Annotated in this window: 5 protein-coding genes; 4 read left to right on the forward strand and 1 reads right to left on the reverse strand. The window is 55.2% G+C overall.

Features of this window, described 5'->3' with window-relative positions; all coding sequences use genetic code 11:
• The first annotated feature begins 16 nt into the window (after positions 1-16).
• A complete protein-coding gene (locus QZ383_RS10575; protein WP_291445298.1) occupies positions 17-199 on the forward strand; it encodes a hypothetical protein in 183 nt (60 codons plus the stop codon).
• Positions 200-447: 248 nt separating this feature from the next.
• Positions 448-1,371 (forward strand): phosphoglycerate dehydrogenase, encoded by a 924-nt coding sequence (locus tag QZ383_RS10580; RefSeq protein WP_291445300.1) that lies wholly within the window; start codon positions 448-450, stop codon positions 1,369-1,371.
• 132 nt (positions 1,372-1,503) lie between these two features.
• On the opposite strand, the gene QZ383_RS10585 is transcribed toward QZ383_RS10580, so the two are convergent.
• A complete protein-coding gene (locus tag QZ383_RS10585; protein WP_291445303.1) occupies positions 1,504-10,542 on the reverse strand; it encodes a VCBS domain-containing protein in 9,039 nt (3,012 codons plus the stop codon).
• A gap of 709 nt (positions 10,543-11,251) precedes the next feature.
• Between QZ383_RS10585 and QZ383_RS10590 the strand changes: the two genes are divergently transcribed.
• Complete coding sequence (locus tag QZ383_RS10590) at positions 11,252-13,012, forward strand: methyl-accepting chemotaxis protein (RefSeq protein ID WP_291445328.1); 1,761 nt, start codon at positions 11,252-11,254, stop codon at positions 13,010-13,012.
• A gap of 698 nt (positions 13,013-13,710) precedes the next feature.
• Complete coding sequence (locus QZ383_RS10595) at positions 13,711-15,948, forward strand: methyl-accepting chemotaxis protein (RefSeq protein ID WP_291445305.1); 2,238 nt, start codon at positions 13,711-13,713, stop codon at positions 15,946-15,948.
• Positions 15,949-16,165 lie beyond the last annotated feature (217 nt).

Genomic DNA, 16,165 nt, shown 5'->3' on the forward strand with positions numbered 1-16,165 from the left:
GGCCAAGGAGCAAGCCATGGACGATGTAAAGATGGGCATGAGCGTAAGCCTGGCCAGAAGCGCCTTGAACATTCAGGCCAACATGTCTGCCGCACTTATCAACGGAACTATTGATAAGGGCGCGGAAATGGAGCAGAACATGCGCAGCCAAGGGCTTGCCGCCGAGGGCATTGGCGGGAAGCTGGACGTGCAGGCTTAATACGCTTTGCCGTACGAAGAGGAACAGCCGCCGGGTTTTGCCCGGCGGCTGTTGCGCGTTACGAGGACAAACCAGGAATCAGGATCAGCCTGCGGCCCGGCTGCAAGCGGCCATTTTGCGCATTCCGCTGCCGCCTTTCCGACATTTTTTCGTTTATCCGCACTCGTTGACAAATACCCGCAGAGTAGTAAGGCTGTATGCGCCGGTTCCCGGCCCAGATTCTGCCCATATCCGCACAAGGAGTTTTTGTGAAAATTCTTGTAACACCCCGTTCTTTCGGCAAAACCAATCCCGAGCTGTTTGACCGTCTGGCCCAGGCCGGGCTGGAAGTGATACGCAACGACACGGGCGGCATTCTCTCCGCCGAGCAGATGAAGGAAAAGCTGGTCGACTGCGCTGGCGTTATTCTTGGCGTTGACCCCATGGACGCCCCTGTGCTGGCTGCTGCCCCTGCCCTCAAGGCCATTGCCAAATACGGCGTTGGGCTGGACAACATCGACCTTGCGGCCTGCAAGGAGCGCGGCATCGCGGTTTCGCGCACCGTGGGGGCCAACAGCAATGCCGTGGCCGACTACGCCCTGACCCTCATGCTCATGGTGGCGCGCAAGGCAGGACTTATTGACCGCCGCTGCCGCCAGAAAGACTGGGGCAAGATCACCAGCATTGACCTGTACGGCAAAACTATCGGTATTATCGGCCTTGGGGCCATTGGCCGCTGCGTGGTCAAACGCGCACAGGGCTTTGGCATGAAGATTCTGGGCCACGACGTTGTGTGGGACGATGCCTGGGCCGCCAAGGAAGGCGTGGAACGCGCGGATGTTGACCGCATTTGCCGCGAGGCCGACTTCATCACCCTGCACACGGTGCTGACGGACGAAACCCGCAACCTCATCAACGCCCAGCGCCTTGCAAGCATGAAAAAGACAGCCGTGCTGATCAACACCGCGCGCGGCGGGCTTATCGACGAAGCCGCCCTGCTGGTGGCTCTGAAAGAGGGCAGCATCTACGGCGCGGGCCTTGACGTATTTGAACAGGAGCCCCCGGCTGATCCGGCCTGGTATGAGCTGGACAACCTTGTGATGGGTTCGCACTGCTCTTCTTCCACCGCAGGAGCCACGGAAACCATGGGCAACATGGCCGTGGACAATCTGCTGCGCGACCTGGGGCTGTAGCACACAACCCACAACATATCGACGCGCATTGCGCGCTGGCCAAAAGCACAAAACCGCCCGCACTTTCGCAAGAAGGTGCGGGCGGTTTTTTATGATGGCACTGCGCGCCGCATAACGGCACGCAGCCCCTGGTTACGAATTTTTCAAAATAAATTCCTGCTTGTCGGCTGCATGATCAGTCACCTGTATATCAGCCGTGGTGGTGATGACAAGGTCGTGCGAGGTGTTGGTAAAAGTCTTGCCGTCGTCGCCCTTCGTCCACTGCGAGCTGTCCAGGGATATGGAATCCGTACCCATCTTGATGCCCGCATTGATAAGCGCGTTCATATCCGTCAGGCTGTCAGTGCCGTCACCAGTCTGCGCGCCATCCTGAATGGAAACACTCACATTCTTTACCTGGCTGGGATCGGCCAACAGTGAATCCAGATTCTCGGTGCTGTGGTTGATGAGTACGTTCAGGCCCGTGGCGGTGCCGCCATCAATGGTATCGCCCTGATGGAAGACCAGCACATTGTTGCCTGCGCCGCCGTAGAGAACATTATTCCCCGCGCCGCCGTCCAGAAAGTCGTTGCCGTCACCGCCATAAAGGTGGTCGTTGCCAGCTCCGCCGTAAAGGTGGTCGTTGCCAGCTCCGCCGTAAAGGTGGTCGCCATCATTGCCGGCATAGAGGGTATCGTTGCCGCCTTCACCGTACAGTTCATTGTGCCCTGTGCCGCCATAGAGGATATCGTCGCCGCTGCCGCCTTGAAGGATGTCATCGCCCCCGCCGCCGTAGAGAATGTGATTCTGCGTCTCGCTACTCGCATCAAGGTAATCCGCGCTGTTGCTGCCAAACAGCAGGTGGCTGGTTTCGCCGCCAGTGGTAATATCTACATGGTGGCCGCCGTCTTCTTCTTTAACGGTAACATCAAAGGCAAGGCTTGCCGTGCCAGGAGCAGATGTAAGCTTGTGGTTGTCCGTGGCGGTAAACATAAAGGAATCCGTAAAGCTGGTAGCCCACGTATCCCCACTGCCGCTCAGATGATGTTGCAGAGCATCCAGCTCCTGCTCGGAGTGGATGTTGAGGTCATAATTGTAATGACCGTCGTCAGATACAACAACATGCCCATAGGCAGCATCTTTCTGCAAGGCATAAGAATCTATTGTGTCGCCAGTATCCGGATCTATGGCGTGCAACTGGCCGTTGGCTGTGCCAAAAGTTCCACTTGTCGCCACAGGCGCGTCGTTGACGCCCGCCAAGTCAATGTGCAGTGTCTTTTCGCCTTCTGCGCCGTACTTATCCTTGGCTACCAGGGTGAACGCAAAGTCGGCGGCGGTGATGCTGTCCAGACTTTTGTCTTGCCCAAGCGACCGAAGCAATTTCACACCATCGTTATTCAGTGTAAAGGTATACTCCCCGGTGGTGGCATCAAGCTTCAACGTGCCATAGGTGTTGGAAAGCTGTGTGACGTTGTTGTTGCCGGACTTGATGAAGTAACTCAATTTTTCACCCTCAAGGGCATCGGCATCGGTCGCATAGATGGAGCCGGTGAGCGTGGGGGCTGTATAGGGGCTGCCAGCTGTGGCTGCCACGTCCTCAAGGATTATGTCCGTAAATTTCTCAATAACAGGAGCCGTATTGGTTCCTGTAACCGTAACCTGCACCTTTGCTGTGGCAGAGTTCGAGGTTGTAACTCCGGAGTTGTCTGTTACTGTGACTATGGCGTTCAGCACCACCTTATCGCCATGGGCCAGGGCATCGGCATCCTTGCTCAGGGTAAAGGTATACTTGCCGTCCGTACCAATCTCGAACGTGCCGATTGCTGTACCGTGCTCGCTCGCCTTGCATTGCTTCCATGCGCCGTCGGAGTTCTTTTTGGCGTAAACAGTGTCCCCGTCCTCCTCGCTGCTCTTAATTGCATAGGTGTGCGTGTCATACGTATCTACATCGTAGACTCTGGCCTGGCCGCTCACCGAGGCCATATCGCCTTCCGTTATGTAGAGCGCCGCGCCGGAGCCAGCCGCGCCCGTGCCGTCAGCCTCATGCAGGGTGATGCTGGGGGCATCGTTGGTTCCGCTGACCGTGATATTCACAGTGAAGTCACTCGACTTGGGGGTATCGTTCCCCCTGCCGTTATCGCTCACCTTGATGGTGAACTGCTCATCCGTCAGCTTTTCGCCTGCACCCAGCGCCTGCACCCGTGGGTCGTTGTTATTGAGCTTGTAGGTGTATGTGCCGTCAGCCGTGAGGAAGAGCGTACCGTACTTGCCCTGGTACATACCCGTGCCACTGTCGCCTTCAATCGCGTAGCTGAGGGCACTGGAGCCGCCCAGGTGCGCGGCGTCGCCATCCGTAGCGGGCACAGTGGCGGAAACCAGAGGCACACCGTCGTTGCTGTCTTCCACCACCTCATGTGTGGCCGCAGCGTTAGTGAGCGTGGGTTTTGCATTTTCCGCGCTGAGGTCAACCGTCAGGCTTTTTTCCACAGTGCCGCCGTGGCCGTCCGCAATCAGGAACGTCACCTTGTCACTGGCTGCACCGTCGTAGTTGGTGGCCGTGTTGTTGAGCGTGTAGGTATAGGAAAACTTTGTCTGCCCATCTTGAGTGGTTTCTTTCCATATGTGGTATTCCCCATGTTCCCCGTGAACGATATAGGGGGTGGCATTGGTTCCCGCTCCCGACAGCGTGTTGCCGTCCTTATCCACCAGGCTCAAGCTGTCACGGTCAATCACGTCACGGTCGGTGGCGGTAAAGCTGCCCTCCACTTCGGCCTTATCCCATCCCCCGGTTTCACCCTGGTGCATGGAAAGCTCAGGATCTTTGCTGGTCAGGTAGGGCACATCATTAGTACCATGAATGATAATGGTAATGAGCCGCTCTTCGCCAGCGCCATTGATAACCTTGAAATACTGCGGAAGCTTTTCATCCTTACCCAGGCCCTGCACGGCAGGATGATCGTTATTCAGGGTGTAGGTATATGTGCCATCAGGCAGCAGGGTTATGGTTCCGTAGTCGTTACTGATGACGCTGCTCTTGCCGCCGTCATCCTTTACCAGATACATGCCGTTGTCGTACTTCGTATTACTTTCGTCGGCAGCCACTGAGCCTGTGATCTTCATCAGGCCGCCCACACCGTCTTCGTACACGTCCTTCTTGTCGCCAGCATTGTCAAGATCCACTATCGTGGCAGTGCCACCACCACCGCCAAGGCCGGGGCCGTTGACGTTGATGACCAGTTCAATGGGTTTTTCAGCCACGGCATTGTATTCATCCCGCACATAGATGGTGAACTTTTCCGTGCCGGAGCCGAGGGCATCTCCCTTGAACGCTTCGGCATATCTGCCGTTGCGGTCAAGAATATACTGGTACGAGCCGTCAGGCTGAATAACAAGCGTACCGTACTTGCCGTCAAACTGTTGCACTACAGGGCCGTTAACAATGCCGTCCTTGGTCGTGTCTTCCACGACAAAGAAGGTCAGCTTGTGCCCATTGTCCACATCGGTGACTATGGCCTTCTGATTAAGGTCGCCCCTTACCTCCAGATGGCCCCCCTTGCTGTTCCAACTGGCGGTTTCATCGCTGTCAACAAGCACCTGATTGCCAAATTTGCCGGTGAGAAAGTCGCTGACCGCCGCTTGCGCCTCAGTGGAAGACTTAAGAAAATCATCAAGCAATCCCAGGCGATCAAGCCCGCCCGCAAAAAGATTGGCCAACCACGACAAGCCCTTGCCGGGCACATAGTCATGAATAAACTCTTTTACCAAGGCGCTGTCAGCCACCAGAAAATCAACGGCAGCCGTGCCGCTGTGCAACGTGGTGAAGCCGCCGGTAAGTTTGCCCGCGTCAATTTGCACCACAGGTGCGTCATTGGTTCCGCGGATATTGACGATCAGGTTGTCGGTAACGGTTGCGTTTGCACCAAGGTTAGCACCGGTGTTAGTTCCGTCCGCGTTGTTTACCGTGGTCGCGGAATCGGCACTGACGGAAACGCGGATGCTCACGTTGTCCTTGGGTGTCAGCGGGTTCATGGTGTCTTCATTAACGGTAAAGGAATACACGCCGGTGCTGTTGTTCAGGGTCAGGCTGCCATAGCTTGTTGTAATGGTGCCATTGCTGATGCTGCATTCTTCTGTGGTTGTTACGCCATTTTTGGTGATAGTTACGGTCACCTTGTTGTCGTTGTCCGCATCATTAAAGCGGAAGTTGCCGTAGTTGGTATTGTCCTTGTCATCAACTTTCAGCGTATGCCCAATAGCTTCGGGAAGCTTTTCCTCATTGGCGCCAAGATAGCGGTCACCTTCGCTGGTAAAATGCAGGTTGGCATTGGCGCTGTAATCCGCCTCGGTGGTAACGCCCGCTTCCGCACCGCTGGCCGTGGCGGAAGACGCATTCAGCGAACCCTCGTGGTTGGTTCCGTCAATGGTAACCTTCAGTTCCTTGATTTCGGAATAGGCCCCATGAGCATCCATGACGCGCACATAGAAGGTGTCGTAGCTCTTTTCGCCGCTGTTCAGCTTGGCCATCTTGTCGGTATCGGTGAGGTGATAGGTATATTCACCGGTTTTGCCGTTCAGCTCTATCCAGCCGTGGTCGCCCTTCATGATCACATTGTCGCTGGAAAGGTTTTCTTTAGTATGACTGCCGTCTTCCACCAGCGAGTAGGTGAAACCGCTTTTGTCGTCCACATCTTCGGCGGTAAGCTTGCCTGTCAAGGTTAAGGTTGTTTCATTATCCTTGATATGCGTCTGCGACTCGTGAATGACAATCTCAGGCCTGTCGTTGGTGCCGTTGATGGTCAACTGCACATCAAAGGTGGGCGGTTTTGTGTCTTTGGTTCCCGTCACCGTAATGGTGAAGCCGTCCGAAAGCTTGCCGTTGTATTGCAGTTCCTGCACGGCATCGAGGGTATCAGTGGCCGAGAAGGTATAGCTGAAGGCAGGCATGGGGCCAGCAGAGAATTTGGCCTGTTCGTCTACCGTAAGGGCCTTGAAGTCAAAGGCGGTGATGTCCAGCCTTCCGTACTCCGTTGTGACGTACAGGTGCTTTACACCGTGAACCGTGGCCACTTCCCAGCCCGTGCCGGACGAGCCATCAGTCAGGGCAAGATGGTTGTTGATGTCAATAACGTTGCCACTGGTAGTAGTAATGGAGTAATGCAGTTTGGCGTCAGAGCCGGATTTTTCCAGCTCGGCCTGGTCCGTTGTGTCAACGTCAGTGGCGCCAATGTAGCCCTTGGCCGATGCGCGGGGCTGCTCGTTCTTGTACTGGGAATCTTCCGTGCGATCCTTGGTGGCGGGCTGCACACCTTCCTCAATGGCGGCCTTGTCAGGCGTGAGCCACTTGGTATTGAGAGTGGTGGCATCGTTTTCGCCCTTGATGGTCACATTGATTGTGCTGTGGCCATACGCGCCCTTGGGGTCAATGACCACCACGGGAATGCTGATAGTTTTGTCATAGTTGCCGTCCAGGCCCTGCACACTCTTGGAGTCATTATACAGCGTAAAGGTGTATTTGCCGTTTGAGGCGTCAATAGTAAGCTGGCCGTAGTAACCGTTGTGCCCGCCTGTGGGGGCTTCGGTGGTCAGCTCGCCGTCAGCCTTGACGTACAGGGTTTGCGCAACGGGGGCGCTATCGGTCACCTCGGTCACAAGGCCGAACTTGAGATGGGCCTCTTCCCCGGTATCCACATCCTTACCCGTGACCTGGCCCTTGATGGACGCGGGCACAGAGCCGGATTCGGTAATGATGCCGTTGCTGCTGCCGGTCCACTTTACCGTGTCAACCTTGGGCGCGTCGTTGGTTCCCACAATGTTGATGGTAATGGTGCTGTCAGCATAGCCACCCTTGCCGTCGTAAACGCGCACGGTAAACGTGTCCGGGTGAGTGGTTCCTTCGCCCAGGGCGTTGACCTTGTCGCTGCTCTTAGCAAGGGTGAAGGTGTATTTGCCAGTGGTCGGATCGAGCGAGAGCGTACCGTAGTCACTGGTGATTGATGCCTTTTCGGTGCTGCCGTCCCACAACTTGAACGTAAGCGTATCACCTTCGTGATCCTCGGCTGTCACAGTGCCTGTGGCTGTTGCCCTGTAGACGCCAGCGGCAGGCTGCGTTGTGAAATCGGGCGCACCCGTTTCCGGATCCACATCTCTATTTTCCCCGGCCACAAGCTTGGTAGAGGATGTCCCATCGGCCCACACACCATCATCCTTAACGTAGGCAGAGGTAATGGTGATGCTATGGGGCGCATCGTTGCTGCCCTTGATTTTTCCTTCAACGGTTTGTGTTACATACGCACCGTGGTTATCCTGGGCCGCCATGGTGAATGAAAACGTCTTGTCTGTGGAGCCATCGCCCTTGAGTTCCTGCACCGCTTCGGAATTGTTGAACAAGTCCACAGTATACTTGCCACTCTGGTTAATGCTGACCTTGCCATAATAGTTCGCATCGCCATCATTGCCAGCTGCTGTAGTAAGCTTGATGCCACCCTCGCCGTCCTTGACGAGATACAGCACGCGGTAAAGCTTTGCACCGTCAAAATTGGCACTCTCGGTGCCGCCAAGGGCCAGGGAGTAGGTCAACTTGTCGCCGGCATCCACGTCCCCAGCCTTGAAGGATCCGATAATGTTTGCCGTGCCCGCAACATTGAAGCCCGTTTCCACAAGAGTATCGCCCGATGTGCCCCATGCGGCGGCGGACTTGATGGTGGGCGCTTCATTGCTGCCATTGACGGTAATCGTGATGGTCGGCACAGAGCTGCCCTGAACATTATAGCCTGTGCCGTCATGCACGGCGGGCGTGAAGGTGAGGTCAAGCGTGGCGCCTTCGCCCATTCTGTTGGCGGCGCTGTTGTCATTGGTGGTATTGACCAGTTCAAATTTGTAGGAGCCGTCCGTGCCCATGGTCAGCTTGCCGAGATAGCTATTATCGGTGGAGGCTGGTTCAGCTGTGGTATAGCCTGCCTTCCATGAGCTCGTGCCATCAGCATTTTTCGTATATTGGGCCGTTACAAAAATGGTGGCGGCGCCCTGCGTAGTACCAAGTTGCAGGCTGTAGGTCAGGGTATCGCTTGCGCCGTGGCCGTCCACATCGTTGGCGGCAACACTGCCTGTGGCGGTGAGCACATGATCCGTTGTGAGGGTCGTGTTTTCAGCGTTAATCAGCGTATTGGTGCGCTCACCATTGAGGTACACGCCGTTTTCCTTCACACTGTGCGCGGCATTCCCGCTGGTGAACGTGGGCAGGTCGTTGGCACCCTTGATGGTCAGGTGGATATCCTGCTCCACATAACCGCCCACGGAATCCCGCACCACCACTGGAACCGCAACCACAAGGGACGTCCAGTTGGTAGTACCGCTTGTATTGCTGCTCCCATTGTCCAGAGCCTGAACGCAATCGGCACTGTTGTTCAATTCAAAGGAATAGGTGGCCGAGGAGCTTTGGCCGTCATCCGCAGCTTTCCCCCCGGTGATGGTCAGCGTACCGTAGTAGTTGCCATCCGCCGGAGGCGCGGTGGACAGGCTGTACTGCAGCTTGCCCTCAGTATCCGTTCCGTTGGGAACCACATAGAGCGTACTCTCCATCTTGCTCTCATGGGCAAAGCCGAAGGCCAGAGTGGCGGCTTCGCCAGCGTCCACATCCTTGCCCATGATGGTTCCGGTGATTTTGTATTCGCCTTCGGAATTTTTAACATCTTCGGTGATGATGCCCGGCGTTGAAGCTCGCCACTGGTTGTCCGTCACCGAGGGCAGGTCATTGCTGCCCTTGATGGTCAGCTCAAGGTTGCCTATCGAACCGCCAGTGCGGATGTCGGCGCTGCCGTCCGTTACGCCGTGGTTGTCCGTTACCGTGGGCCGCAGGGTCAGTGTGGCCTCCTTGCCCTCGGCCAGTTGGTTGGTCTTGTCGGCGTCGGAATCCAGCTTAAAGGTGTACTGCCCGGCTCCGGGGCCGCTGGTGGTCAGGGTCAGGGTGCCGCAGTCCGTAGTGATGGTGAGGAGAGTGCCCGACTGTGTCACGCCTGTGACTTCAATAGGGGTATTGGCCGCATCGGGCAGGTTGCCCAGCACGGAGCCTTTCGCAATTGCCGCGCCGCTCACATCCACAAAACCAAAGGTCAGTTGTGCGTCATGATCCGGATCCACAGCCGTGATGGTTCCGCTGACGGAAAGACGCTGTTGCCCCTCGTCCGTGCCGCTGGCTGTGATGGGATTCAGTTCATCGCTGTTAAGCGCCTTGTCTGTCTTGTTGTCGTCACTGGGCTCGCCCTTGGCCCACACACCATCGTCCTTGACCGTGCCGTTCTGCACCCCTGTGATATCCGGCGCATCGTTGCTGCCGGTAATTACCACGTTGATGGGTTGGGTCACGGTATGGCCCTTGCCGTCATTGATGGAGAAGACGATGTTGTCGGCCTGCTTTTCGCCTTCGGCAAGGCTATCCGTGGGGCTGTAAGGATCCTGCTTGAGGGTGTAGGTATATTCAAAGGTGACATTGCTGCCGCCGCCCTTGGGCGTGATCACAAGCGTACCATAGTCGCTCGCAACCGTGGTGGGGCCAGCGGTGCTGACCGCTACAACCTTGCCGCCCATGCTCACAGTGGTGGTCAGGCTGTCGCCATCCGGGTCGGCCACAGAAAATGAACCGCTCTGGCTGACCACAGGCGCGGCGCTGGCGCTTTTGCCGTCCCACGCGGATTCCGTGAGGCCAATGGCAATGGCTGCGCCGCCAGTGGACAACGTGGGCGCGGCATTGGCGAGAAAGGGCGAAGCGTAGGGATTGATATTCGGCTGGGTATCGCCGCCAAAACCAAGGCGGTAATCAAGACCGTCAAGGTGGTTTACGCCGTCTTCAAGTCCTGCGTTGGCAAAATCGCTGTATCTGCCGCTGCGGGTGGGCGAAGCTGAAGGCCCGGCGGCAGGGGCAAGGTCAGGCCCGAAGGCGCTGAAAAAATCCGCACCCGCAATGAGCTGACCGTCAACCTCAAATGAGGGGATGTCGTCCTTGTTGTACTGGGTGTAAAAATTCTGCAATTCAATGGCTGCGCCATCGTCGAAACGGAAAAAAAGGCTGTCGGAGCCTTGCGGGCGTTCAATGCTGACCTGGTCAGCAGAAAAATCAAGAACCATGCGGGCATCGGGCGCGCTGGGGATAACGGCAGTCTGACCGGCGGAGGGGCGAACAAGCTTGATGTCTGCCATGGGAATACCTTCTTTTTACTGGGCATTACAAAAACACCCGGTTGAACACGCAAAACGGCATAAGCCGCAAAAACGGCACTCGCGTGTTTGCGGAAAACAGGCGCCAATGCGCCGCAATGATTGGGAGTAAAGAAGGGTAAACCTTCGCGAATAAAAAGGAAAAACGCCCAGCAGCAACGCTGCCGACAGCCCTTTTTATCGACACACCGGAACCCGAAGCAGGTTCGGCGTAGTAGTCGTGTCTAAGAGAGGCCTTAGGGTCGGCCTCCGCCAACTGGCCCGCGCACATACGGCTGCTGCCGCCGCGCGTGATACCCAGCTCTGGCAAAGCTACTTTGCCGTGGTTTGCAAGGAGATGTCAAGCAGCCCGTATATATCTCCCCCGCCGGGGCAAAATATTTTTCGTTGCGACGAGCGCCTGCCAAGCAGTGATTTTCAACATTATTTCTGACCACACCGCTTGGTTGACCAAATTGCCAAAACTGCACTTTGCACACAACCTCTCTATAATATTGATTACTATCATATATAAAATAATAGCATACAATACCATATATCATTTACTCTTGAAATTTTTTTTGTACGATACTCTATAATAAATCAGAAAAATGCCGAATGGAACTCTAGCCATAAGCGTTCCCCCAATGCTTACAAACACACAGCCAACCACGTCCCTGACGCGGAGGGGAAAATGATTAAGCTCTCGACTATGCAAAAATTATTCGGTCTGTCGCTGATTCTTTCATTGTTTACTGTTGCTGTAGGTATGTATGCCGTAAGCAATCTTAGCAGGCTATCAGATGACATTGACACCCTTTATAGCATGCACGTCAAAGGGCTTGATGCCGCCCGTGCAATGAATATCAGTGCCCTCAGAATTCTCCGTGAAGAAAAAAATATTATCCTGACCAATGAGGATGCAGAAATTCAGCGATATCTTGATGTTCTTGCAAAAGAACGCAAAGTGTTTGAAGGCATGATGCAAACTCTGCCCAAGTATTTCACCTCGGGCGAAGGCAAGGCTTTGTGCAGTAAAGTATTGCAATCTGCTCAGACGTGGCTTGCCGTACATGATAAAGTTGTCGAACTCGGTAAAACGAGCGATGCCGCATTGAACGAGCAGGCGCAAAAGCTTTCCACTACCCAGGCACGACAAACAATGGCGGCAATGGCGCAAGACATCCAGAAGATTGTTGATTTCAAGCTCATGCGCACAGATCAGTTGAACGAAAGCAGCACGCGCATGTATGAAACCTCACGCCTCATCACCATTATTGGCATCATTGCCTCTGTGCTGGTGGGCCTTGGGCTGGGCTTTACTATGGCCCGCAACATGCTGCGCCAGTTGGGCGACGAACCGGCCTCGCTTTCAAAGCTGGCCCTGGCAATCGCCAGCGGCGATCTGGACGCGCGCTTTGACCCGGCCCGCACAGAGCAAGGCGTATTTGGAGCCATGAAGAACATGGTGACCACGCTGAAGACCAAAATAGCCGAAGCCGAGCAAAAAGGCCTCGAGGCAGCCGAAGAGTCAAAAAAAGCCCAGCAGGCGACCCTTGAGGCGGAAGCTGCCCGCAAACAGGCCGAACGGGCCAAGGCCGAGGGCATGTTGCAGGCCGCCCGCCAGCTTGAAAGCGTTGTGGGCATTGTCAACACCGCCTCCGAGCAGCTTTCCGCCCAGATTGAGCAGTCCAGCCGGGGCGCAGACGAGCAGTCAAGCCGCGTGCGTGAAACCGCCACAGCCATGGAAGAAATGAACGCCACCGTGCTTGAAGTGGCCCGCAACGCCCAACAGGCGGCGGATGCCTCCTCCCAGACCAAGCAAAAGGCCCTTGAAGGTTCCAATATCGTCAGCGATGCGGTCAAGGGCATTGAAACTGTCCGAAATCAGTCGCTGGCCATCAAGGAAGACATGAATGCCCTTGGCAAACAGGCTGAAGGCATTGGACAGGTCATGAACGTGATCGCCGACATTGCTGACCAGACAAACCTGCTGGCCCTCAATGCGGCCATTGAGGCAGCCCGCGCGGGCGATGCCGGGCGTGGGTTTGCCGTGGTTGCTGACGAAGTGCGCAAACTGGCGGAAAAAACCATGTCCGCCACGCAGGAGGTCGGGCAGGCAATCCGCGATATTCAGGAAGGCACCCGCAAGAATATTGAAAACGTGGACAAGTCGGCGACGTCTATTGAAAGCGCCACCACCCTTTCTGTAAAATCAGGCGATTCCCTGCAACAGATTCTCACCCTTGTGGAACACGTGAACGACCAGGTGCAGTCCATCGCCACAGCCAGTGAGCAGCAGTCAGCCGCCAGTGAGGAAATCAACCAGTCTGTGGAGCAGGTGGCGACTATTTCTGCTGAAACCGCCCAGGCCATGGAGCAGGCCTCGCGCGCCGTTTCCGAATTGCTGGAGCAATCGCAAGTACTGCAAGGCCTTATCTCTGAAATGAAGGCTCAGGGCCAAGCCGCATAGATAGAGCTGCTGCTTTGCACCGTGCAGAATCGCCTGTTGCAACCACCGGTCTCCGGCTTTGCAGACACCTTTCGGACAAACCCCGCTTTGCGGGGTTTATCCAGCCACTGGCGGCATGACTGCGAGTTAAGGTGAAAAAACTCGCTCACCCTATGCTTTCACACATCAGGGGTGCGGCCTGCACCCACATTCCTGCCATTTTGATATGGTCACCCATTCAAGCGCCATTTTTTTCGGCGCTTTTTGCTTTGGTGGCCCGCCTTCTTCTGATGCCGCAACACCTCGCGATACAAAAACGCGCCACAATGCCACAGCAGATTAATCCACAAATGTTAAAATCATTTTGCTGTTAAGTGTTATGCCACTACTATAGAGATTCTACATTCACAACATTTTTTCCAACTTTCAAATCTACATTTACTCCAAACAAAAATTTAATTTATCCATTTTTATTAAACAAGTTAATTATAAATACGATTCAGTTAATTTTTTTTACACACCCACACAACCAGATTAAGTCAATTACATTCTTTACAAGCCATATTCTTCGCTCTAATCTTATTACATAATCAGCCGATAAGTTAGTTGAATGCAGATTCATATTGGTTGAACGCTCAATAAATAATAATTTTGTTCATAGCATAGAGGTACAATCCTGTGCCGATCTTTCGGCGCCAATCTCAGGGGGGCAAGGACTTATGCGTTCTATCAAACAAAAAATTGCGCTGGCTGCGGGTCTCGGGCTGATTGTCACGGCTGCCATTCTGATGGCTTTCGGGCTGTACTCCACCAGCAAAACCAAGGATTTTGTTTCCCACAGAGTCTCACAACTTTTGGAAGAAAGCGCCATTTCATCACTTGAATCTCTGGTTTCAGACAGGGCCTCCGTTGTGGAAACGGCCCTTCAGGATAACATTGACACCGCCCGCACAACAGGAAAAATATTCGAGGTCTTGCGCGCCAATCTCGGCAGCGAGCACCTGCGCGATCTTTTTGTCAAAATTCTGCGCGCCAACCTTGATAACAACCCCACATATCTGGGTTCATATTCCGCATGGGAACCCAACGCCCTTGACGGCATGGATGCCCTGTACGCCAATACAGAAGCCCACGATGCTTCGGGCCGCTTTATTACGTACTGGAACCGCGATGAAACAGGCAAGATCAGCCGCCAGGCGCTGGTGGAGTACGAAAGCGATGCCAAGCACGCCAACGGCGTGCGCAAGGGCGGCTGGTACCTTGGCCCCAGGGAAACCGGCAAGGAAAGCGTACTTGACCCCTTCCCCTACATCGTGCAGGGCAAAACGGAATGGCTGACCACAATCTCCGTGCCCGTCAAGGAAAACAACAAGTTCCTCGGCGTTTCCGGCACAGATCTGCGCCTCACCTTTTTGCAGAAGATGGCAGAAGATGTTGATGCCAAAATATACGGCGGCAAGGGCGACGTATTCATTATCAGCTATGACGGTCTGGTAGTTGCCAACAGCGGTGACGCCTCAATGGTCGGCAAAGCATTGAGCAATGGCTTGCCCAATGCAGACAAGGTCATGCCCAACGTGCGTGATGGCAAGGCCTATGCCGGGCTGAGTGTGGACGGCAAGTCCATTGTGGCATACGCCCCGGTCAAGCTTGGTCGCTCCGGCAAGTTCTGGTCAGTACTTGTCAGGCTGCCCAGAGATGTTGTGCTGGCTGATGCCGATGCCCTTGAGGCGCAACTCAACGAGCGCGCCAAAAACGATGCATTCAATCAGATCATGGTCGGCGCAGGCGTGGCCCTGCTGGGCATAATCTGCCTGTGGTTCTTTGCGGGTTCCCTCACGCGGCCGCTCATCAGGGCCAAGAACTACGCCGAAGGTGTTGCCGCAGGCGATTTCAGCGGGGAACTGGTGGTGAACCAGCAGGACGAAATCGGCGTGTTGGCCAACTCTCTGCGCACCATGGTTGCCAATCTGCAAGCAATGATAGCCGAGGCGCACGCCAAGGGCGAAGAAGCCCAAAAAGCAATGAAAGAAGCGCAGGCCGCCATGCAGGAGGCCCACGCCGCCAAGGCTCAGGCCGAGCGGGCCAAGGCCGAGGGCATGCTGCATGCTGCCGGGCAGCTTGAAGGCGTTGTGGAAATCGTCACTGCGGCCTCGCAGCAGCTTTCATCCCAGATTGAGCAATCGAGCCGAGGTGCGGACGAGCAGTCTGGGCGTGTGCGCGAAACCGCCACTGCCATGGAAGAAATGAACGCCACCGTGCTTGAAGTGGCCCGCAACGCCCAGCAGGCAGCGGACGCCTCCACCCAGACCAAGCAAAAGGCCCTTGAGGGCTCCAATATCGTCAGCGATGCGGTCAAGGGCATTGAAACTGTCCGGGATCAGTCGCTGGCCATCAAGGAAGACATGAACGCCCTTGGCAAGCAGGCTGAAGGCATTGGCCAGATCATGAACGTGATTGCCGACATTGCCGACCAGACCAACCTGCTTGCCCTTAACGCGGCCATTGAGGCCGCCCGCGCTGGCGATGCCGGCCGCGGATTTGCAGTTGTGGCCGATGAAGTGCGCAAACTGGCGGAAAAGACCATGGCCGCCACGCAGGAAGTGGGACAGGCCATCCGCGACATTCAGGATGGCACCCGCAAAAACATTGCCAACGTGGACAAGGCTGCCGTAACCATCGAAAGCGCTACAGACCTTTCCGTACGTTCCGGCGAAGCCTTGAGCCAGATATTCAACCTCGTTGAACAGGTTAACGATCAAGTACAGTCAATTGCGACTGCAAGTGAACAGCAATCAGCGGCAAGCGAAGAAATCAACAAGTCCGTTGAACAGGTTTCTGCAATTTCTGCTGAAACAGCTCAGGCAATGGAACAGGCATCAAGCGCCGTGTCTGAACTTGCGCAACAGTCAAAAGTACTGCAAAACCTCATTCACGAAATGAAAACACAGAAATAATCAATGTAATACATAATGGCTTGCCCGGATCTTCCTCTCGCTGAGGCCGGGCAAGCCATTGACACACCTTCACTTTCACTGCATTAAACTAGGAGAGAATTTTCCAATCAGCGATGCTGCATTTTTTGAAATAATATTTTGAAACTGCTGGCAAGCCTGACAAGCACACAACTCCAACGGCCCAGGAATTCTATGCGCGGCTTTATTGCTGGAATTT

The organism is Desulfovibrio sp. (genome assembly GCF_019422935.1).
GTDB lineage: Bacteria > Desulfobacterota > Desulfovibrionia > Desulfovibrionales > Desulfovibrionaceae > Desulfovibrio.

Coding starts and splice junctions, on each gene's coding strand:
- QZ383_RS10585 (WP_291445303.1), bottom strand. CDS start 10,542: ATGGCAGACATCAAGCTTGTTCGCCCCTCCGCCGGTCAGACTGCCGTT.
- QZ383_RS10595 (WP_291445305.1), top strand. CDS start 13,711: ATGCGTTCTATCAAACAAAAAATTGCGCTGGCTGCGGGTCTCGGGCTG.
- QZ383_RS10590 (WP_291445328.1), top strand. CDS start 11,252: ATGCAAAAATTATTCGGTCTGTCGCTGATTCTTTCATTGTTTACTGTT.
- QZ383_RS10575 (WP_291445298.1), top strand. CDS start 17: ATGGACGATGTAAAGATGGGCATGAGCGTAAGCCTGGCCAGAAGCGCC.